The organism is Methylobacterium sp. SyP6R, from assembly GCF_019216885.1.
Classification (GTDB): domain Bacteria; phylum Pseudomonadota; class Alphaproteobacteria; order Rhizobiales; family Beijerinckiaceae; genus Methylobacterium.
Genome location: NZ_JAAQRC020000001.1, coordinates 4,220,650 through 4,241,024, shown reverse-complemented (window position 1 = coordinate 4,241,024; position 20,375 = coordinate 4,220,650). Strand labels below are relative to the sequence as shown.

The window sequence follows — 20,375 nt, the reverse complement described above, 5'->3', positions numbered from 1 at the left end:
ACTTATCATTTGCAAGCACTTATCATGTGCAAGCACTTGCCGATCGGGTCGGCCGTGCTACGCAGCGTGCGGCCAAGCTTCGCAACGGCGCGGCGTCCCGAGCTTTCCCCATGCCCATTCCCGTCCCCGCCCTCCGTCGCGGCGCCGTCCTCGGTCTCCTGGCCGTGCTGCTCGCCCTGGCGCTCCCGGCCCGGGCTGACGACGCGCGCCGGGCCGCGCTGAATGCCGGCATCGCCACGGCCCGGGCCGAGGCGGACCGGTTGCAGGGCGACTTCAAGGGCCTGCTCGGCGTGCGCGAGCGGACCGAGGCCCTGATCACCGAGGCCAAGGCGCTGCGGCGGGAGGCGGACGCAGCCCGGACCCGGCTCCAGGCGCAGATCGCCGAGATCGCGCGCGCCGCCGTGCCGGAGGCCGCCGGTGCCGAGAAACGGCAAGCCGAGGCCGAGCTGGCGCAGGTCGAGACCCGCCTGCGGCAGGACGGGCAGGCCTTGCGCGCCGCCGAGGACGTGCTGAACCGCGTCACCGAGGCGCGCCGGTCGCTGTTCGCCCAGCGCCTCCTCGCCCCGGGCCCGAGCCCCCTCGGCCCGGCCTTCTGGAGCGAGCTCCTCGACCGGGCGGTGCCGCAGATCGGGGAGCGGATGGCGGCGCTCCGCGCGAAGGGGGCGGCGAACGACTGGGACGAGGATCTCCTCGGCCTCGCGGCCTTCCTGGTCGCGAGCTTCCTCGTCTACTGGGCCTGCCGCGCGATCGGCCGGCGCCTGACGCGGCGCTGGCGCCGTTTCGCCGAGCGGGCCGGGATCGGGCCGCGACGGGCGGCGGCGGTCCATACCCTGATCGCGCTCGGCATCATGGTGGCGCCGGTCCCGGTGGCGGTCGCGCTGGTGATCCTGCTCGACGACGAGCTGGATCTCGGCTCCGGCAGCCTCGATTCCGTGCTGGTGCGCTTGGTGGCGGCGATCGCCGGCGTGGTCCTCGGCACCGGCATCCTGCGGGCGCTGGTGGCGCCGCGCGACCCTTCCGTGCGGCTGCTGGCCGTGGGCGATTCGGCGGCCCGGACCATCCATCGCACCGGCACGGCGATGCTGCTGATCTACGCGGCGAGCCTCGTCCTCGCCGAGTTCACCGTCATGGCGCAGCTGCGGGCGGCGATCGGCGATGCCGCGACGATCCTCGCCGTCCTCGCCTGCTGCGCCCTCCTCGGCCTCGCCCTGGCGCGGCTCGCCCATGCCGAGCCCCCGGATGCGGACGAGGCGGCGGCGATGCCGGCAGCCGTCCCCGTGGGTTTCCTCGGCGCGCTCGCGCCCATCGCCTGGGTGGTGACCGCCGCCGCCTTCGCCTGCACGCTTCTCGGCCTCACGGCGCTCGGCTCCTTCCTGATCGGACGGCTTCTCGTCACCGGTGTGCTGGTGGCCTTCGGCTGGATCGTCCTGATCGGCGTCGACACGCTCTCGGTCACACCCGAGGACGTCGGGCGCTCGGCCAGGCTGTCGCGGCTGTGCCGCACCTTCACGCTCCGGCCCGGGACGCTGGCACTCGCCTCGATCGTGGTCTCGGGCCTTCTGCACGCCCTCGTCGTCGGCGCGATGCTGTTCGTGGTCGTCGGCCCGTGGAGCCTGGCGCACGGCGAGCTGAACCCGTTCCAGGACGCGTTCCTCGGCACGACGGTGGCGGATCTGCGCGGCTGGATCGGCGCCGCCGGCCTCGCCTTGTTCGCCTTTGCGGCGGGCCTGCTGGCGACCCGGCTCGCCACCGGCTGGCTCGACCGGCGCTTCCTGCCCCACACGCGGCTCGATGCCGGGGCGCGCTACTCGGTGATCACCGTGGTGGGCTATGGCGGCCTCGCCCTGACGCTGGTGGTGGCGCTCGGCCAGCTCGGGGTGAACCCGCAGAGCCTCACGGTGATCGCCGGTGCCCTCTCGGTCGGCATCGGCTTCGGCCTGCAGAGCATCGTGTCGAACTTCGTCTCGGGGTTGATCGTGCTCGCCGAGCGGCCGGTGCGGGTCGGCGACCTCGTCACCGTGAAGGGCGAGGAGGGCCGGGTGAAGAAGATCAGCGTGCGATCGACCCTGATCGCCACCGGCGACCGCACCGACCTCGTGGTGCCGAACACCGACCTCATCACCTCGATCGTCCGCAACAAGACGCTCACCGACGACACCCAGCGCCTGCGCGTGCCGCTGCTCCTCGACAAGGAGACCGACCTCGAGGTGCTGCACGAGATCCTGATGAAGGTGGTGGAGCGCCATCCCAACGTGGCGGCAACGCCCGCCCCGAGCGCCCTTCTGATGCGGATCGGCGAGCACGGCCTCGAATACGAGGTGCGCTGCTTCCTCGTCGATCTCGCGGCGGGCGACGCGACCCGCAGCGAGCTGAACACGATCTGGCTGACGCTGTTTCGCCGCGCCGGCATCAAGCTCGGCGGGCCGCCGCCGGCCTGAGACGGCCCGTGGCTCAGAGCGCCCCGACGAGGGGGACGGCGGCCACGAGGGCGATGGCCAGGGCGAGCGCGGCGGCCAGCACCAGGGAGATCGTTCGCCCGGCCGGCGGGCGCCCCGTTGCCGTCCAGGGCAACCGTTCGAGATTCGGGCTGATCATGACGGGACTGGTGGCCGACGCATGGATGTTCGGGGCCGCATTAGCATGATCCGCAAGACGACAGGGGCTGAAATCCATGCGCGGCGTCCCAAAAGTCTTATCGGGCGTCTCACGACGGCGCGGCGGGCAAGTCGGCGATGCCGGGCGGCGCCCGTCCTGATCGTCCGCCATGGGACTATCCGTCGGTCGACCTCAAGCACGTCACGATCGCGGTGCAATCGCGAAGTGCTCGAGGTCTCTGATTTTGCCGTATTTTCTACGGCGAACCGGTATCCGCGTCGTCGGAAAATGCTCCAGCGGAGCGGGACGATGGTCTTCGGGGTGCCGGCCGCATCGACCGGCTCCTCCGTCTCATTGTCAGAACTCGACGTCTCAAACGGGACGGCCGCACTGGACGGCCGGATATCGTTGCGAAACAAGCGGAATGGCCCCAACGGTCGAGCTTGCTGCGACCGGGCCGGGACCCTCCTCGTCATCTCCCACCCTCTTACCAGTGGACCGGCCGCCGGGCGGCCCTCCGCGCGAGCCCGACGTCATGCGCATCATCGCCGCCTCCTTGGGCTTCCTCGCCCTGACCGCCTGTGGGACCGTGACCCGCGGCACGACCGAACAGATCACCTTCCTGTCGGAACCGCCGGGTGCCGCGATGCGCACCTCGTTCGGGCCGACCTGCCCGATCACGCCCTGCACGCTCGACATTCCGCGCAAGCAGGAATTCGTCTCGACCTTCTCGCTGCCCGGCCACGCCGACGTGGACGTGCCGGTCGTCACGAAGGTGAGCGGGACGGGCGGCGCCAGCATGGCGGGCAACCTCGTCGCGGGCGGCGTCATCGGCGCCGGCGTCGACGCCTATAACGGGACCGCCTACGACCACACGCCGAACCCGGTCATCGGCCGGATGGTCCCGTTCTCCTCGCCGCTGCCGGCGCGCCGCCGCCGTGCGGCGCCGCAGAGCTGAAAGGACATCCCCTCGATGTCCCCGACCCTCATGCGCCGGCTGACGGCCGGCGCGGCGCTCCTCCTCGCCCTGGCGGCCGGCGCCTGCCAGACCTCCTACAAGGGCAACAGCAACGGCATCGGCCTCACCGGCGGGGTGCGTGCCGAGGCGGTGACGCCGGACCTCTACCGCATCGAGGCGCGCGGCAACGGCTTCACCAGCAAGGGCCGGGTGCAGGACTTCGTGATGATGAAGGCGGCCGAGATCACCCTCGCCAACGGCCGCACGCACTTCCTCATCACGGATTCCCGCGACACCACCGAGCGCAGCCATTACCGCGGACCATCCCGATCGGAGACGGTCTGGCGGGGTGATTCCCGCGTCGTCACCACGACGCCGGGCTTCGTCAACACCGTGGTGCGGCCGGGCGAGGATTCGTATGTGCGCCTGCTCGCGAAATCCGCCGGCCCGCTGCCGCCCGACGCCCTCGACGCCGCGGACGTGATCCGGGTGGTCGGTCCCCGCGTGGCGCAAGACGATTGATCCGAAGGCCCGGAACGCCGGGCTTTCGCGACCGCCAGGAGGCGATCCGCCATGGCTTCCCTCCTTGGGGCCGTCCGTGCCCCAGCGGACCGGGACGGTCGATGGGTCGAAGCGCGAATCGGGAGCCACATGCGCAGCCTCGCCGAGCATGCCGGCTCGCTCGCGCCGCGGGAGGCCAGCGACGCCCTCGAGGCGTTGTGCCTGCTGATCTCGGGCAGCGACCTGCGGGAGGCCGACCCGCTGGCCCGCGCGGCAACCTGCGCCAGCGTCCGCGAGCGGATCCGCACCTATATCGATCGCCACCTCGACGACCCGGCCTCGAGCCCCGCCGGCATCGCGCCGGCCTGCCGGGTGTCGCGGGCGACCCTGTACCGGCTGTTCGGCTTCGACGGAAGCGTCATGGCCTATGTCGCCGGGCGCCGGCTCGACCGGTCGTTCGTGGCCCTGTGCCGGTCGGACGACGGGCGCAGCAGCATCGCCCAGGTGGCCTTCCGGAGCGGCTTCACCAGCGAGACCCATTTCAGCCGCTCGTTCCGGGCCCGGTTCGCGATGAGCCCGCGGGAGGCTCGCAACCGCGCCCGCGAAGGCCTGAACCCGATCGGCATCGCCGCCGGCCTCGGCCCGAGCGACTGGGCGCATACGATGCGGCGCATGAGGGAGGCCGTCTGACGCCGGGTCCCGGACGGCGTCCTGCGCCGGGTCAGGGCAGCGCGCCGATCAGTTCCTTGGCGCGGGTCATCGTGTCGTTGCAACCTTGAGCGTTGCCGGCGCGATCCTGCTCGCGTGCCGTGGCGATCAGGCCGCGCGCCTCGGCGACGTGGTCCGCCTGCGGCACCGTCGCGGGGTCGCTCGGCCGTCCCGGCGGCGGGGCCGCCAGGGCCTTGGGCGAGCCCGTGCTCGTCGGCGTGCCGCCGGTCACCGCCTTGACTCCCGGGCTCTCGAGCCGGCGCTCGATCGTGGCGATCTGCTCGGCGCAGGGTGTCGCCGCGGCGGCGACGGGAACCAGAACGGATGCCGAGATCAGAAGTCCTTGCAACGTCCCTCGCATCGGGGTGTCCTCCGGCCATGAGCCGCCTCTCGCGGGCGGCAGCCCCGGGCAACGGATGACCTCACCTCCGGTTCGGGCGACGGGGCGCGGCGCCGGTGTCGCACGGCACCATCCTCGCTCTACGCCTCGCGCGACGCGGCCTGGACCAAATGCAGCACGTCGCGGCGGGTGCGCGGATCGGTGATCCGGCCGAAGGCGCGCAGCAGCTCGATCGCCTGACGCTCGAACTCCCTCCCCTGCGGGAGGCCCGCCTCCGACGGATCGATCGCCACCCCGAGCACGCCCTCGATCTCGCGCAGGCGCTGCGCCGACAGACTGTCGGCCGTGACCGCGTCGTCTCCGCGAGAATGCTTCGGCCATCTGCCGGAACGGAACACGCCATCGGACATCGTCACCTCCTGCAATCGGGCCCGCCCCTGCGCTCGCCGATGCTGCGCCCGATCCGATCCCCGCACCATTGAACGCAGGTTACCGGCCCGTTCGTTCGCAGACAAACGAGATGAACGCCCTCACCCGGATGTGATGGGCAGGCCGGTTCCATCCGGCGGAGACGCGAGGGGCGGCACCGGCGGCAAGGCCCAGCCATTCGCGACCGGCATGCCTCCCACGGCCGGGCTCGCCTTACACAAGCAGGAGGCCCCGACGAACCGTGAGTTGACCCCGCGATGAAGATGTCACCGAGGCGTCCCGACCGAGCGACCGGCCAGGCGTCGTTCGGCCAAGTGGAACGCTGCAAAGTGGAACCCTGCCAAGTGGAGTCCGGCCAAGTGGAGTCCGGCCGGGGAGGCCCCGGCCGAGCCTCGCTGCCGCTCCTCGTCGCCGTCACCATGACCGGAACGGTGGCCCTGCACATCTTCGTGCCGGCGCTCGCGGCGGCCGCCGCCGATCTCGGCACCACGCCGGTGGCGGCGCAGCTGACCATCACCCTCTACCTCGTCGGCCTCGCCTGCGGCCAGCTGGTCTACGGGCCGCTCTCGGACCGGTTCGGGCGCCGCCCGGTGCTGATCGCCGGCCTGTCGCTTTACCTCGCCGGGCTGCTGCTCGCGATCCCCGCCACCTCGATCGAGGTGCTGATCGTCGCCCGGGTCCTGCAATCGCTCGGCGCCTGCGGCTCGCTGGTGCTCGGCCGGGCGATGGTGCGCGACGTCTCGACCGCGACCGACGCCGCCCGCAAGATCGCGATCCTCACCATGGCGATGACGCTGACCCCGGCCCTCGCCCCGGCGATCGGCGGACTCGTTGCCGGAGCCTTCGGGTGGCGGGCGGTGTTCGTGGTGCTGGCCGCCCTGGTGGCGACCCTGGCCGCGCTGGTGGTCGTGACGCTGCCGGAGACCAACCGGCGGCCGGTGGCGCTGCCGGGGATCGGCGCCGTCGCGGGCGCCTATTGGCGCCTCCTGCGCCATCCCGCCTATCGCGCCTACCTGCTTGCCGGGGCCTGCGCCGGAACCAGCCTCTACGCCTTCCTGGCGGTGGCGCCGTTCCTCCTCGTCGACCGGCTCGGCCGCTCGGCGCAGGAAGTGGGGCTCGATTGCCTGATCGTGGTGGCCGGGATGGTGGTCGGGTCGGCTGCCGCCGGGCGCCTCGCCGGCCGGATGCCGATCCTGCGCGCCGCGAAGGTCGGCAACGGCATCTGCCTGGCCTCGGCCCTGGTCCTGCTGGCGGTCGACCGCAGCGGATCCCTCACGGTGGTGACGCTGCTCGGCCCCCTTGTGGTCTACGCGGTCGGCATCGGGCTCCTCGGCCCGAACGCGGTGACGGGACTGATGAACGTCGATCCCCAGGCCGCCGGCGCGGCCTCGAGCCTCTACGGCTTCACCCAGATGGCGCTCGGCGCCCTGTTCACCCTCGTGGTCGCGACCTGGCACGACGGCTCGGCGACCCCGGTAGCGGCGACCCTGATCGGCGCCGCCATCATCGCCGCGCTCTCGCTGCGGCGGGCGTGAGCCGGCTCACCTGAGCCCTTCGCCTGCCCCCTGCGCGTGCCTGTGAACACACGTTAACCTTTTCTTAACTCGGCCGTTGCCCCGGCGGACCCGACGTGCGACCAACTCGTTAACGAGAGCTTAACGGTTGCGGGTACGGGTCGGATGCGTATCGCGGGTCGCAAGGTCGTGTTCGGAATCGCGCAGGCCGCGGCGGTCGTCGCCGGGCTCCTGGCGTCCGCGAGCGGGGCGGGCAGCCAGACCCTGGCGGCGCTCCCCGCGGTCACCATCCCGGCCGCCACGGTCGGCGAGGCCCGGCCGGTCCCGGCCTGGACCGAGTTCTGCGCCCGCTACGCCTCCGAATGCGCGGTCGACGTCAGCGAGCCGGCCCAGGTCACCCTGACCCCGCGGCTGTGGCACACGGTCACCAGCGTCAACCGCCAGGTGAACACCTCGCTCCGCGCCGTCACCGACCAGGAGCATTGGGGCGTGCCCGACCGCTGGGACCTGGCCGAGGACGGCTCGGGCGATTGCGAGGATTTCCAGCTCCTCAAGCGCAAGCTGCTCGCCCAGGCCGGCCTGCCGCGCCGGGCGATGCGGATGACCGTGGTGATCGACGAGAAGGGCGAGGGCCACGCCGTGCTGATGCTGCGCACCGACCGCGGCGACCTTGTTCTCGACAACAAGACCAGTGCCATCCTGCCCTGGCACAAGACCGGCTACACCTACATCAAGCGCGAGGGCGACGAGAGCACGCGCTGGGTCTCCCTCGGCCGGGCGGTGTCGCCGGTCGTCACCGCGAATCGCTGAGGCTGGCGCCGTATTGGGCGGCTAGAACCTCGCTCGCCAGTTCGGCGCTGCCGTTGGTCCAAGGCAGGGCCAGCACCACCCGCACGCCCGGAGCCGGCGCCGGGACGGCCGGCCGCGCCATCGGTGCGGTGATCGGCGCCGGATCGAGCGCCGGGCGCAACGGGACGGCCACGGCCTCCCGTCCGCCCCGGCTCAGCAGCACCGCCGACCCGATCGCCAGGATGAGCGCGGCCTGGGCACCCAGCCGCCGTACGGTCCGAAACATGAGGATCACCCGCCTGTCGTGCGGCGACGTGTTGTTCGTCCGTCGCTCGCGTGAGGCAGACTATCCGCCGGCGCCGCTTAACGGCCGGTCGTCGCCGCGGTTCGTCGTCTCGTCGCGCACAGGCGATGTTCAGGGATGCTGAACGGAGGTTTTACACTGGCCTTCATCATCCCCTAACCTTGCATCATTCCCTAACCTTGATAGAGCGCGAACCCGAAAATCACCCGCCCCGGCCGGGGTGGGCCGGGCCCCGTCGCCGCGCTATACTCGAGCCATGAGGATGCGGGCGGAGCCGAAAAACATGCCGATGGGGTGGCCGACGGGGCGGAGGCTGCCGCGCCTCGTCCTCTGGAGCCTGCTCGCGGGCCTTGTCGGGGCGCCGGAGGCGGCCCGGGCGCAATATTACGACGACGGCTACGGCTACCGCCGCGCGCCCGCCACCCGGCCGGTGCCGGCCCCCGAGCCGCAGCGGCAATTCTACTGGCCCTGGGAGGACCGCCCCTCGGCCCAGCCCCAGGCGCAGGATCCGGGCCGGCCCGCCTATCGCGGCGCCTACCGCACCCCCCGTCCCCGTCGGGAGCGGGAGCGCGAGGTGGTGCACAGCCGCGAGGGCCGCTCGGTGCAGCGGCCCAAGCCCCGCCCGGCCCCGGTCGTCGCGAGGCCCGCCGCCCCGAAGCCGAAGACCGACCCGCGCACGCAGATCGCGGTGTTCGGCGATTCCCTCGCCGAGTTGCTGGGCCAGGGCCTCGACACCGTCTACGAGGCGAACCCGGATGTGGTGGTGATCCGCCGCGCCAAGGGCGATAGCGGCCTCGTGCGCAAGGACGTGGTCGACTGGCCGAAGGCGGCGGAGGATTACCTCAAGTCCAACCCCAAGGTGAGTTACGCCGTCGTCATGGTCGGCGCCAACGACCGTCAGCCCCTGCGCGACGGCGACCAGACCGTCGAGCCCCTGAGCGAGCGCTGGCGCGCCCTCTACCGCGACCGGATCGATGCGCTCCTGAAGGTCTTCACCGACCGCAAGGTGCCGGTAGTCTGGGTCGGCGAGCCGCCGATGAAGAGCGAGACCCTGTCGGCCGACATCACCTCGCTCAACGAGATGTTTCGCGATCGGGTGCAGCGGGCGGGCGGCGTCTACGTCGACATCTGGCCGGCCTTCGTCGGCGAGGACAACCGCTACGCCGTAAACGGGCCCGACCTCGAAGGGCAGCAGGCGCGCCTGCGCACCTCCGACGGGGTGCACTTCACCCAGGCGGGCGCCCGCAAGGCGGCGCATTTCGCCGATGTCGAGATCAAGCGGCTGATCGAGGCGACCACCGGCGCCCCTGCCCTGCCGGACGCGGTCACGCCGCTGACCCCGGAGGCGCCGCCGGCCCCCGCCGGGGAGGCCAAGCTCGACGACGACGCGGCGATCGACCGGCTCATCACCGCGATGCTGCCGAGCCTGCCGGAGCCGCCGGGCATCCCGGCCCTGCCGGTCAAGCCCGCCGCCGGCCCGGTCCTGCCGCTCACCCGCAACGACATCGCCCCGGGCGGCCAGCTCGTCACCGGCCGGCCGCGGATCGACCGCGACACCGGTTACACCCTGGAGCGCAGCCTGATCCGCGGCGCGGCGCCGACGCCCCAGCCCGGCCGGGCGGACGATTTCCGCTGGCCGCGGGGGTGAGGATATTCGGAGATTGTTCGAGCAGGGTTTGCTATCACATACTTGATTACAGGCACATAGTCCCAACCGCGACCTCATCCTGAGGCGTTAGAGTATGTCCGGGAAGAATTTGTTTTTTCGGAGCGCGTTGCGGTTCGCGCTGACAGGCGTATGCTTGAGCGATGTGGACGCCTGAGAACCGCCAGCGGTACGACCGCAGCAAGCTTCGCTATCCCACTGATTTGACGGATGAGGAATGGGCGCTTGTTGCTCCCCTTCTCCCGCCGGCTCGACGCGGGGGAAACAAACGAACGGTTGATCTGCGCGAGGTGGTCAACGGCTTGATGTATGTCCTTGGAACGGGGTGCCAATGGCGCGCTATCCCAAAAGATCTACCGCCTCGCTCGACGGTGCATGGCTACTTCGATCTATGGGATTACGACGGAACTCTCCTGCGCATCCATCACACCCTCTACGTTCTCTGCCGCGAACAGGCAGGACGTGAGGCCAGCCCAACGGCAGCGATCATTGACAGCCAGAGCGTCAAGAGCGCGGAAAAAGGGGGCGCACGATCGACCCGTCCGGCTATGATGCGGGCAAGAAGATCAAAGGCAAGAAGCGCCATCTCCTCGTCGATACGCAAGGTCTGCTGATGCATGCTCTGGTGCATCCGGCCGACGTGCAGGATCGTGATGGCGGCGTATGGGTCATGGCGACGCTGTTTAGTCTCTACCCGTTCCTGCTGAAGCTGTATGCAGATGGCGGCTACCAGGGGCCGGTGTTCCGGGAGGCGTTGGAACGGGTCTGCCGGTCTGTGACGGTGGAAATCGTCAAGCGGTCGGATCAGGCGGTCGGGTTCGAGGTCCTGCCCAAGCGCTGGATCGTGGAGCGGACGATTGGTTGGCTCAATCGCTGCCGGCGGCTGGCGAAGGATTGGGAGTGCCGCACCCGCAAGGCGCTGGCTTTCCTGCGCCTTGCTTCCATCCGCATCATGCTCAGAAAACTCTGCCAACAATCAGCATGATCCCGGACAGACACTTAGTCGATCAGGGATCGACTGACCTCGAAGGAGGGCTCCAGAACTCTCCGCAGTCCCTGGAGCCCTCCTTCGAGGTCAGCCCATCTTCGATGGGCTAACACCTCAGGATGAGGGGTGAGGAAGGGAAGCACCGTTGCTATCGAACATTCGGCAAAATTGCTCGAACAGGCCCTCAGCTGCCCCGACGAGCGAGCACCAGAAACTCCTCTACCTCCGCCTCCTTGGTCGAGAAGGCCGTGATCAGGCGGATCATCCGCTCGCCCTCCTCCACGCTCTCCCCTTCCGCTAGGCTGCGGCTCGCCCAGTCGTAATAGACCGCCCCGCCCCGGCGCAGGGCCGCATCGAGCCCGGCCGGCAGGATCGGGAACAGCTCGTTGCCCCGGACCGGCCAGGCCAGGCGCACGCCGGGAATCTCGATAAGACCCGCGGCGAGGCGCGCCGCCATCCGGTTGGCATGGGCGGCATTGGCCAGCCAATGGTCGTCGGCGAGATAGGCGTCGAGCTGGGCGGCGAGGAAGCGGCCCTTCGACAGGATGTGGCCGGCGCGCTTGCGGCGGAAGTCCAGGGTCTCGGCGAGGTCCTGGCGGAAGACCAGGATGGCCTCCGCGGCGAGCGCGCCGTTCTTGCTCGCCCCGAAGGACAGGATGTCGATGCCCGCCCGCCACGTCATCTCGGCCGGCGAGCAGCCGAGGGCCACGAGCGCGTTGGCGAAGCGCGCCCCGTCCATGTGGACGGTGAGGCCGTGGGAATGGGCGATGTCCGCGAGGGTCGCGATCTCCTCGACCGTGTAGACCTGCCCGCTCTCGGTCAGCTGCGACAGGGTCAGCGCGTGGGGCGGCATCTGCTTCACGTGCCGGGTCAGGCCGCCCAAGAATCCATCGAGGGTGTCGGCGGCGATCTTGCCGCCGGCCCCAGGCAGGCCGTGCAGCTTGGCGCCATGGGTGTAGAATTCCGGCGCGCCGCACTCGTCCTCCATCACGTGCGCCTCCTCGTGGCAGACGCACAGGCCGAAGGGCGGCACCATCACCGAGAGCGCCAGCGCATTCGCCGCGGTGCCGGTCGCGACAGGGTACACCGCGAGGTCGGGGTGCTCGAACAAGGCCCGGAACCGCGGGGTCAGCCCGAGCGTCAGCGGGTCGGCGCCGTAGGCCGGCATCGCCCCACCGTTGTGGCGCACGATCGCCTCCAGCACCGGAGCGCTCGCCCCCACCACGTTGTCGCTCGCGAAGTTCATCGGTCCCTGCGCTCCCTCGATCGTGCGGATGTCATCATGCCGGGAAGGACAGAGGCAGACGAGGCATCCCCGCTCATGCCCGGCATGCCCCGCCGATCATGCTGCGCGCTTTGCGGGGGAATGATGCGTGATACCACCCGGATTCGGCATTTCGTTGCGGCGCTCCGACGCGATACGCAAGAAAAGCACAAGCCCCGACCGAATGGCCTCTTGCTGGACCGATTGAAATCTGGCAGGTTCCCCGAGTTAGGACAGTACCGCTGTCCCATTTTCCCGGCCGGGCCCCGTGCCCCCGGGTCGCAAGGGCGCTGGCTTGTGGCTTGCACGACGGCCAAACGAGATACCAAACGCGCCGCCATTCGGGCGGTGCGGGCGCACGCGGCCTGAAACCAGGCCTGCCGGGCGCTCGCGAGGTGCGGGCGCTCCCTTCGCGAGACGCGACCGACCCTCCCGCGGCTGAAGAACGATAAGGCAGCGGCCGGGCCCTCGGCCCGCATGCCGGCGGAGGCCCTGCGGCCGTCCGCGCCACTTCGCCCACCGGTGACGGTGGGATAGCCTGCCGCCGAGGCAGGATGCCTGTCCTTGCGGCAGGAGACCCTTTCGACGGCCGGCGCGTCCGGCCCTTCTCGACCCTCATCGAGCGCGCCCGCGCGCCTCGCCACGACGACCGGACCTTGGGAGACCAGACCATGAGCGGCACGGACCAGTCCCAGCACCCCTCCCGCGGGCAGGCGGTCCCCGCCCTCGTCGTGCGCGATCCGGCCCTGCCGGCGCGCCAGGGCCTCTACAACCCGGGCAACGAGAAGGATGCCTGCGGCGTCGGCTTCATCGCCGACATGCACAACCGCCAGACCCACGCCATCGTCCAGCAGGGCCTCCAGATCCTGGAGAACCTCGACCATCGCGGCGCCGTCGGCGCCGATCCGAAGATGGGCGACGGCTGCGGCATCCTGGTGCAGGTCCCGCACGGCTTTTTCGCGGCGGAGGCCGAGCGCCTCGGCATCAAGCTGCCGGAGGCCGGCCATTACGGCGTCGGCCAGCTCTACATGCCGCGGGACGAGGAGGGCTTCCGGCTCGTCGAGAAGATCGTCGAGAAGGCGATCGCCGACGAGGGCCTGAGCCTGCTCGGCTGGCGCGACGTGCCGGTCGACCCGAGCGACCTCGGCGAGAGCGTGAAGGCCAGTGAGCCGCGCCACCGCCAGGTGTTCATCGGCCGCCCGGCGTCGAGCGCCGACCAGGACGCCTTCGAGCGCCGGCTGTTCCTCGTCCGCAAGGTGATCTCGAACGCCGTCTACACCCTCAAGGACGAGCGGCTGAAGGAGTTCTACCCGGTCTCCCTGTCCTCGCGCACCATCGTCTACAAGGGCATGGTGCTGGTGAACCAGCTCGGCCACTACTACCTCGACCTGAAGGACGAGCGCTTCGTCTCGGCGCTCGCGCTGGTGCACCAGCGCTTCGCCACCAACACCTTCCCGACCTGGCGCCTGTCGCACCCCTACCGGATGGTCGCCCATAACGGCGAGATCAACACGCTGCGCGGCAACGTGAACTGGATGGCGGCGCGCCAGGCCAGCGTCGATTCGGACCTGTTCGGCAACGACATCTCGAAGCTCTGGCCGATCTCCTACGAGGGCCAGTCGGACACCGCCTGCTTCGACAACGCGCTCGAGTTCCTCGTCCAGGGCGGCTACCCGCTCGCCCACGCGATGATGATGCTGGTGCCCGAGGCCTGGGCCGGCAATCCGCTGATGAGCGAGGAGCAGCGCGCCTTCTACGAGTACCACGCTGCCCTGATGGAGCCGTGGGACGGCCCGGCCGCGCTCTGCTTCACCGACGGCCGCCAGATCGGCGCCACCCTCGACCGCAACGGCTTGCGCCCCGCCCGCTACCTCGTCACCGATGACGGGCTCGTCGTGCTCGCCTCCGAGATGGGCGTGCTGCCGATCCCGGACGAGAAGATCGTCTCGTCCTGGCGCCTCCAGCCGGGCCGGATGCTGCTGATCGACCTCGAGAAGGGCCGCATCGTCTCCAACGAGGAGATCAAGAACGAGCTCGCCGCCGCCCACCCCTACAAGGAGTGGCTGAAGCGCACCCAGATCGTGCTCGAGGACCTGCGCCCGGTGCAGCCGCGCGAGTCGCGCACCGACGTGTCGCTGCTCGATCGCCAGCAGGCCTTCGGCTACACCCAGGAAGACCTGAAGCTCCTGATGCAGCCGATGGCCGTGACCGGCCAGGAGGCGGTCGGCTCGATGGGCTCGGACACGCCGCTCTCGGCGCTCTCCGACAAGCCCAAGCTCCTCTACACCTACTTCAAGCAGAACTTCGCGCAGGTGACCAACCCGCCGATCGACCCGATCCGCGAGGAGGCCGTGATGAGCCTCGTCTCGTTCATCGGGCCGCGGCCGAACATCCTCGACCTCGAGGGGACCTCGCGCAAGAAGCGCCTCGAAGTGCGCCAGCCGATCCTGACCAATGCGGACCTGGAGAAGATCCGCTGCATCGGCCATTTCGAGGACCGTTTCGACACCAAGACCCTGGACATCACCTATCCGGCCGAGACCGGCGCGCAGGCGATGGAGGGCGCGCTGGACCGTCTCTGCGACCGCGCCGAGGCGGCGGTGCGCGGCGGCTACAACATCATCGTGCTGTCCGACCGCGCCGTCGGCCCGGACCGGATTCCGATTCCCGCGCTGCTCGCCACGGCGGCTGTCCACAACTACCTGATCCGCAAGGGGCTTCGCACCTCGGTCGGGCTCGTGATCGAGTCGGGTGAGCCGCGCGAGGTGCATCACTTCGCGTGTCTCGCCGGCTACGGCGCCGAGGCGATCAACCCCTATCTCGCCTTCGAGACGCTGATCGCGATGAAGGACGAGCTGCCGCCGGAACTCACCGACGACGAGATCGTCTATCGCTACATCAAGTCGATCGACAAGGGCCTGCTCAAGGTGATGTCCAAGATGGGCATCTCGACGTACCAGTCCTATTGCGGCGCGCAGATCTTCGACGCGATCGGCCTCAACTCGGCCTTCGTCGCGCGTGACTTCTTCGGCACGGCGACCACCATCGAAGGTGTCGGCATGGCGGAGGTCGCCGAGGAGACGGTGCGCCGCCACCGCGACGCCTTCGGCGACGCGCCGGTCTATCGCACCGCCCTCGATGTCGGCGGCGAATACGCCTACCGCCTGCGCGGCGAGGCCCATACCTGGACGCCCGATACTGTCGCGACGCTCCAGCACGCGGTCCGGCTCAACCTGCCCGACCGCTACCGGGCCTTCGCCAAGATGGTGAACGAGCAGGAGAACCACCTCAAGACGATCCGCGGCCTGTTCCGGATCAAGAGCGCGGCGGAACTCGGCCGGACCCCGGTCGAGATCGACGCGGTCGAGCCGGCGGTCGAGATCGTCAAGCGCTTCGCCACCGGTGCGATGTCCTACGGCTCGATCTCCAAGGAGGCGCACGAGACCCTGGCGATCGCCGTCAACTCCTTCGGCGGCCGCTCGAACTCGGGCGAGGGCGGCGAGGAGCGCGAGCGCTTCAAGCCGCTGCCGGACGGCCGCTCGCGGCGCTCGGCGATCAAGCAGGTGGCGTCGGGCCGCTTCGGCGTCACGACGGACTATCTCGTCAACGCCGACATGATGCAGATCAAGGTGGCGCAAGGGGCCAAGCCCGGCGAGGGCGGCCAGCTGCCCGGCCACAAGGTCGACGCCAAGATCGCCAAGGTCCGCCACTCGACCCCGGGCGTCGGCCTGATCTCGCCGCCGCCGCACCACGACATCTACTCGATCGAGGATCTGGCCCAGCTGATCTTCGACCTCAAGAACGTCAACCCGGCGGCCGACGTGTCGGTCAAGCTGGTGGCGGAGGTCGGCGTCGGCACGGTGGCGGCCGGCGTCGCCAAGGCGCGCGCGGACCACATCACCATCTCAGGGTTCGACGGCGGCACCGGCGCGGCGCCGCTGACCTCGATCAAGCATGCGGGTGGCCCCTGGGAGATCGGGCTGGCCGAGACCCAGCAGACCCTGGTGCTCAACCACCTGCGCGGCCGGGTCGCGCTCCAGGCCGATGGCGGCATCCGCACCGGCCGGGACGTGCTGATCGCGGCGTTGCTCGGCGCCGACCAGTTCGGCTTCTCGACCGCGCCGCTCATCGCGGCCGGCTGCATCATGATGCGCAAGTGCCACCTCAACACCTGCCCGGTCGGCGTCGCGACGCAGGATCCCGTGCTGCGCAAGCGCTTCAAGGGCACCCCTGAGCACGTCATCAACTACTTCTTCTTCGTGGCGGAAGAGGTGCGCGAGCTGATGGCGTCGCTCGGCGTCACCAAGCTCGACGACCTGATCGGCCGGTCGGAATACCTCGACAAGCTGGCTGCCATCTCGCACTGGAAGGCCAAGGGCCTCGATTTCACCCGGCTGTTCCACAAGCCGGACGTGCCGGAGACGGTGGCGCTCCGTCACGTCGAGACCCAGAAGCACCCGATCGACCAGGTCCTCGACCGTCGCCTCATCGCGGCCGTCGGCGACGCGATCGAGACCGGTGTCGCGGTGACCGTCGAGGACACGATCCGCAACTCCGACCGGGCCGCGGGCGCGATGCTCTCGGGCCTGGTCGCCAAGGCGCACGGCCACGAGGGCCTGCCGGACGACACCCTGACGGTGAAGCTCACCGGCACCGCCGGCCAGAGCTTCGGCGCCTGGCTTGCCGCCGGCGTGACGCTCAGCCTCACCGGCCATGCCAACGACTATGTCGGCAAGGGCCTGTCGGGCGGCAAGCTGATCATCCGGCCCTCGGATGCGCTGGGCTCGCCGTCGGATCGCACCATCATGGTCGGCAACACGGTGCTGTACGGCGCGATTGCCGGCGAGGCCTATATCCGCGGTGCCGCCGGCGAGCGCTTCGCGGTCCGCAACTCGGGCGCCATCGCGGTGGTCGAGGGCATGGGCGACCATGGCTGCGAGTACATGACCGGCGGCGTCGTCGTGTCGATCGGCGAGACCGGGCGCAACTTCGCGGCCGGCATGTCGGGCGGCATCGCCTACGTTCTCGACGAGGACGGGTCGTTCGCCAAGCGCTGCAACCTGTCGATGGTCGATCTCGAGCCGGTCGAGGAGGAGGACGAGTTCATGCGCCGCTTCCACCAGGACGGCGACCTGGAGACCAAGGGGCGCATCGACATCCTGGCCGACATGTCGGGCCACGACGAGGCGCGCCTGGTCGGGCTGATCAACAACCACCTGAAGTATACCGGCTCGGTGCGCGCCAAGGCGATCATCGACAACTGGGAGACCTACCGCACCAAGTTCGTGAAGGTGATGCCGGTCGAGTACCGGCGGGCGTTGCGCGAGATGGAGCGGGCCCGGATGCCGGTGGCGGCGGAGTAACGACGCATCCGTGAGGCCGGGCCGTGACACTCGTCTACGACCCGGCCAAGCGGGAGCGGACCCTGCATGAGCGGGGCTTGGACTTCGCGCGTTGTGAGGAGGTATTTGCCGGCCGCGTGTTCGAGGTCGAGGATACGCGGGCAGACTACGGAGAGGTACGCACGCTGACCTATGGCCGTCTCGACGGCCGCATGGTTGTCGTCGTGTGGACCGACCGCGGAAGCGACCGGCGAATCATCAGCATGAGGAAGGCCAATGAGCGCGAGCAAGCACGATACGCTCACCTCCTCGGGTGAGACCTGGCACGACCCGGACGACGCGCCGGAACTCACCGATGAGATGGCCGAGCGCGCCTTCCACTACGAAGGCGGCAGGCTGATCCGCCGCGGCCGTCACGCCGGCGAGAGCGGTCGACTCGAAACCGTATCGCTGCCGGTCGAGCTGGTCGATCGCTTCCGTGCCTTCGGGGATAATTGGGAGATGGTTCTCGATACGGCGTTACGGCAATGGCTGAGACGGCACGACAGCCTTCATGACACTGAGTAAAGGGAGCTCCCAGAGGTGAAGGTCTACGGCGACATGATGTCGGGCAACTGCCTGAAGGTGCGGTACGTCGCCGATCACCTCGGGCTCGCCTATGACTGGATCCCGGTCGACATCATGAAGGGTGAGAGCCGCACGCCCGAATATCTGGCCCGCTTCCCCGCCGGCCAGGTCCCGGGCGTCGAGTTCCCGGACCGGCGGATGCTCGCCCAGTCGAACGCGATCATCCGATACCTCGCCCGCGGCTCCGCCCTGCTTCCGGACGACGCTTGGACCCAAGCGAAGATCGACGAATGGCTGTTCTGGGAACAGTACAGCCACGAGCCGACCATCGCGGTCTGCCGCTTCCACATGCGCTACGAGGGCGAACCGGCCGAGACCCGCGACCCGAAGAAGGTCGCCGGGGGCGAAGCCGCCCTCGACCGGATGGAGCGACACTTGACCGCCGCCGACTGGTTCGTCGGGAGTGCGGTCAGCATCGCGGATGTCGCACTCTTCGCCTATACGCAATTCGCCGACGAGGGCGGATTCGATCTCTCGGCCCGGCCCGCCATCCGGGCCTGGCTCACCCGCTGCGGGGATGCGCTCCCCACATCCGCCACCGTCGCCGGGGTCGCTTGAGACCCACCGTCGGCCCGATCACTTCATGAACTGAGCACTTCACCGATGGGCAAGGTCACAGGCTTCCTCGAATTCGACCGGCAGGAGCAGAAGTATCAGCTCGCGGCCGACCGCGTGCGCCACTTCCTCGAATTCACCCTGCCGCTCGACGAGCACGACCTGAAGAAGCAGGCGGCGCGCTGCATGGATTGCGGCATCCCGTTCTGCCACGGCCCGACCGGCTGCCCGGTCCACAACCAGATCCCGGACTGGAACGACCTCGTCTTCAATGCGGACTGGGAGGAGGCGGCGCGCAACCTGCACTCCACCAACAACTTTCCGGAATTCACCGGCCGCATCTGCCCGGCGCCGTGCGAGGAGGCTTGCACCCTCAACCTCGAGAACCAGCCGGTCGCGATCAAGACCATCGAGCAGGCGATCGCCGACAAGGCCTGGAGCATGGGCTGGGTCGTGCCCGAGCCGGCCGCGGTGAAGACCGGCAAGCGGGTCGCGATCATCGGCTCGGGCCCGGCCGGCCTCGCAGCGGCCCAGCAGCTCGCCCGCGTCGGCCACGACGTCCACGTCTTCGAGCGCGAGCCGAAGGCCGGCGGCCTGCTCCGCTACGGCATCCCCGACTTCAAGATGGAGAAGCGCCACATCGACCGCCGGGTGCGGCAGATGGAGGCCGAGGGCGTGCAGTTCCATTACGGCGTCAATGTCGGGGTCACCCGCTCCTTCGCCAGCCTGCACGACGAGTTCGACGCCGTGCTGTTCGCCGGCGGCGCCGAGGCCCCGCGCGATCCCGGCCTGCCGGGCCAGGAGCTCGAGGGCGTGCATTTCGCCATGCCCTACCTCGTCCAGTCGAACCGCCGCGTCGGTCACGAGGCGCCCACGGCCGAGGAGCCGATCCTCGCCGCCGGCAAGAACGTCGTCGTCATCGGCGGCGGCGACACCGCGTCGGATTGCGTCGGCACCGCCTTCCGCCAGGGCGCCCTCTCGGTCACCCAGCTCGACATCCGCCCGCGCCCGCCGGAGCGCGAGGACAAGCTGACCGTGTGGCCGTACTGGGCGACCAAGATGCGCACCTCGTCGAGCCAGGCGGAGGGCGCCGAGCGCGAGTTCCAGGCCGCGACGCTGCGCATCGAGGGCAAGAAGGGCAAGGTGAAGGGCGTCGTCTGCGCCCGGGTCGACGAGGCCCGCAAGCCGGTTCCCGGCTCCGAGTTCCTGCTGCCCGCCGACCTCGTCTTCATGGCGATCGGCTTCGCCGGCCCGGTGGCCCAGGGCTTGATCGAGGAATCGGGCGTCGCCCGCGACAAGCGCGGCAACGTCCAGGCCGACGACACTCAGTACCGCACCTCGACCGACAAGGTGTGGGTCGCCGGCGACATGCGCCGCGGCCAGTCCCTGGTGGTGTGGGCGATCCGCGAGGGCCGGCAGGCCGCACGCTCGATCGACGAGGCGCTGATGGGCGCGACGACCCTGCCGCTCTGAACGGGGGTCGGCGGCGGGGCGCTTCCCCGCCGGTCCGGATTGTCATCGACGACATGCGGGATCCGCTCCTTCCGGGGCGGGTCCCGCTTTCGTTCGGGTCCCAGGCCGGGCGGAACCGGGGCGGTGGGATGTCGAGGCCCGATGGCGTGCAAGTCCTCGGTTCTTTTTGTATCTATTCTAATTTATGCAGTGGAGGCCGAGTTGTCCACCGCTTCCGCCCCATGACGAACATTGCGGAAGATGCGCAAAGGCAACAGGACGGACGATTGCGACCGGCCCTGGAATCGTTCCAGACCTTAGCGGGATGAGGCGATTGATTGCC

The 20,375-nt window shown here is 69.8% G+C and carries 18 protein-coding genes; 13 read left to right on the top strand and 5 right to left on the bottom strand.

The features are described 5' to 3' along the window. The first annotated feature begins 110 nt into the window (after window positions 1-110). Window positions 111-2,438, top strand: coding sequence for a DUF3772 domain-containing protein (locus tag HBB12_RS19515; protein WP_236990866.1), 2,328 nt, complete (start codon window positions 111-113; stop codon window positions 2,436-2,438). Between the two features lie 13 nt (window positions 2,439-2,451). Here the strand turns inward: HBB12_RS19515 and HBB12_RS19510 are convergent, their stop codons facing one another. Beyond that, the gene (locus HBB12_RS19510; protein ID WP_236990865.1) at window positions 2,452-2,595 is read right to left on the bottom strand and encodes a hypothetical protein; all 144 of its coding nucleotides are present in this window, start codon (window positions 2,593-2,595) and stop codon (window positions 2,452-2,454) included. Between the two features lie 535 nt (window positions 2,596-3,130). Here HBB12_RS19510 and HBB12_RS19505 point away from each other — a divergent pair. The 3 genes from HBB12_RS19505 to HBB12_RS19495 all read left to right on the top strand — a co-directional run bounded on the left by HBB12_RS19505 (window position 3,131) and on the right by HBB12_RS19495 (window position 4,744). Further along, window positions 3,131-3,553, top strand: a complete 423-nt coding sequence (locus HBB12_RS19505; protein WP_236990864.1) for a translation initiation factor 2 — start codon at window positions 3,131-3,133, stop codon at window positions 3,551-3,553. A 15-nt stretch (window positions 3,554-3,568) separates the two neighbouring features. Continuing rightward, entirely contained in the window at window positions 3,569-4,075 is a 507-nt protein-coding gene (locus HBB12_RS19500) for a CC0125/CC1285 family lipoprotein (RefSeq protein ID WP_236990863.1), read from the top strand. 129 nt (window positions 4,076-4,204) lie between these two features. Beyond that, window positions 4,205-4,744 carry a helix-turn-helix domain-containing protein gene (locus tag HBB12_RS19495; protein WP_236990862.1) on the top strand — a complete coding sequence of 180 codons (540 nt, stop codon included), beginning with the start codon at window positions 4,205-4,207 and terminating at the stop codon, window positions 4,742-4,744. A gap of 31 nt (window positions 4,745-4,775) precedes the next feature. Here HBB12_RS19495 and HBB12_RS19490 read toward each other — a convergent pair whose 3' ends face one another. Together HBB12_RS19490 and HBB12_RS19485 are read right to left on the bottom strand one after the other, a co-directional pair. Then, on the bottom strand, window positions 4,776-5,123 hold the full coding sequence (locus HBB12_RS19490) for a hypothetical protein (protein WP_236990861.1): 348 nt from the start codon (window positions 5,121-5,123) through the stop codon (window positions 4,776-4,778). 119 nt (window positions 5,124-5,242) lie between these two features. Continuing rightward, window positions 5,243-5,512 (bottom strand): hypothetical protein, encoded by a 270-nt coding sequence (locus HBB12_RS19485; protein WP_236990860.1) that lies wholly within the window; start codon window positions 5,510-5,512, stop codon window positions 5,243-5,245. Window positions 5,513-5,890: 378 nt separating this feature from the next. Between HBB12_RS19485 and HBB12_RS19480 the strand changes: the two genes are divergently transcribed. After that, the gene (locus HBB12_RS19480) at window positions 5,891-7,066 is read left to right on the top strand and encodes a multidrug effflux MFS transporter (protein WP_272913284.1); all 1,176 of its coding nucleotides are present in this window, start codon (window positions 5,891-5,893) and stop codon (window positions 7,064-7,066) included. A 144-nt stretch (window positions 7,067-7,210) separates the two neighbouring features. Then, a complete protein-coding gene (locus tag HBB12_RS19475; RefSeq protein ID WP_236990859.1) occupies window positions 7,211-7,855 on the top strand; it encodes a transglutaminase-like cysteine peptidase in 645 nt (214 codons plus the stop codon). Here the strand turns inward: HBB12_RS19475 and HBB12_RS19470 are convergent. Beyond that, window positions 7,839-8,120: a hypothetical protein gene (locus HBB12_RS19470; RefSeq protein WP_236990858.1), complete on the bottom strand. Its 282-nt coding sequence runs from the start codon at window positions 8,118-8,120 to the stop codon at window positions 7,839-7,841. The two genes, HBB12_RS19475 and HBB12_RS19470, sit on opposite strands and share 17 nt — an antisense overlap. A gap of 301 nt (window positions 8,121-8,421) precedes the next feature. Between HBB12_RS19470 and HBB12_RS19465 the strand changes: the two genes are divergently transcribed. Together HBB12_RS19465 and HBB12_RS19460 are read left to right on the top strand one after the other, a co-directional pair. After that, window positions 8,422-9,786: an SGNH/GDSL hydrolase family protein gene (locus tag HBB12_RS19465; protein WP_442919293.1), complete on the top strand. Its 1,365-nt coding sequence runs from the start codon at window positions 8,422-8,424 to the stop codon at window positions 9,784-9,786. Window positions 9,787-9,947: 161 nt separating this feature from the next. Next, window positions 9,948-10,789, top strand: a protein-coding gene (locus HBB12_RS19460; RefSeq protein WP_442919232.1) for an IS5 family transposase whose coding sequence is annotated in 2 segments (ribosomal slippage) — window positions 9,948-10,338 and window positions 10,338-10,789 — 843 coding nt in all. Because the reading frame shifts where the segments join, the coding sequence is not laid out codon by codon here. Between the two features lie 187 nt (window positions 10,790-10,976). Here the strand turns inward: HBB12_RS19460 and HBB12_RS19455 are convergent. Continuing rightward, complete coding sequence (locus HBB12_RS19455) at window positions 10,977-12,038, bottom strand: threonine aldolase family protein (RefSeq protein WP_236990857.1); 1,062 nt, start codon at window positions 12,036-12,038, stop codon at window positions 10,977-10,979. A gap of 689 nt (window positions 12,039-12,727) precedes the next feature. On the opposite strand from HBB12_RS19455, the gene gltB reads away from it, so the two are divergent. From gltB to gltD, 5 genes are read left to right on the top strand one after another with little or no spacing between them, the layout of a single operon-like run. Then, window positions 12,728-17,419, top strand: a complete 4,692-nt coding sequence (gene gltB / locus HBB12_RS19450) for a glutamate synthase large subunit (protein WP_236990856.1) — start codon at window positions 12,728-12,730, stop codon at window positions 17,417-17,419. A 23-nt stretch (window positions 17,420-17,442) separates the two neighbouring features. Further along, a complete protein-coding gene (locus tag HBB12_RS19445) occupies window positions 17,443-17,715 on the top strand; it encodes a BrnT family toxin (protein WP_236990855.1) in 273 nt (90 codons plus the stop codon). After that, the gene (locus HBB12_RS19440; protein WP_236990854.1) at window positions 17,675-17,965 is read left to right on the top strand and encodes a BrnA antitoxin family protein; all 291 of its coding nucleotides are present in this window, start codon (window positions 17,675-17,677) and stop codon (window positions 17,963-17,965) included. Before HBB12_RS19445 ends, HBB12_RS19440 begins: the two co-directional genes overlap by 41 nt. 15 nt (window positions 17,966-17,980) lie before the next feature. Beyond that, window positions 17,981-18,583, top strand: a complete 603-nt coding sequence (locus tag HBB12_RS19435) for a glutathione S-transferase family protein (RefSeq protein WP_236990853.1) — start codon at window positions 17,981-17,983, stop codon at window positions 18,581-18,583. A 45-nt stretch (window positions 18,584-18,628) separates the two neighbouring features. Then, window positions 18,629-20,053 (top strand): glutamate synthase subunit beta, encoded by a 1,425-nt coding sequence (gene gltD, locus HBB12_RS19430; RefSeq protein WP_236990852.1) that lies wholly within the window; start codon window positions 18,629-18,631, stop codon window positions 20,051-20,053. Window positions 20,054-20,375 lie beyond the last annotated feature (322 nt).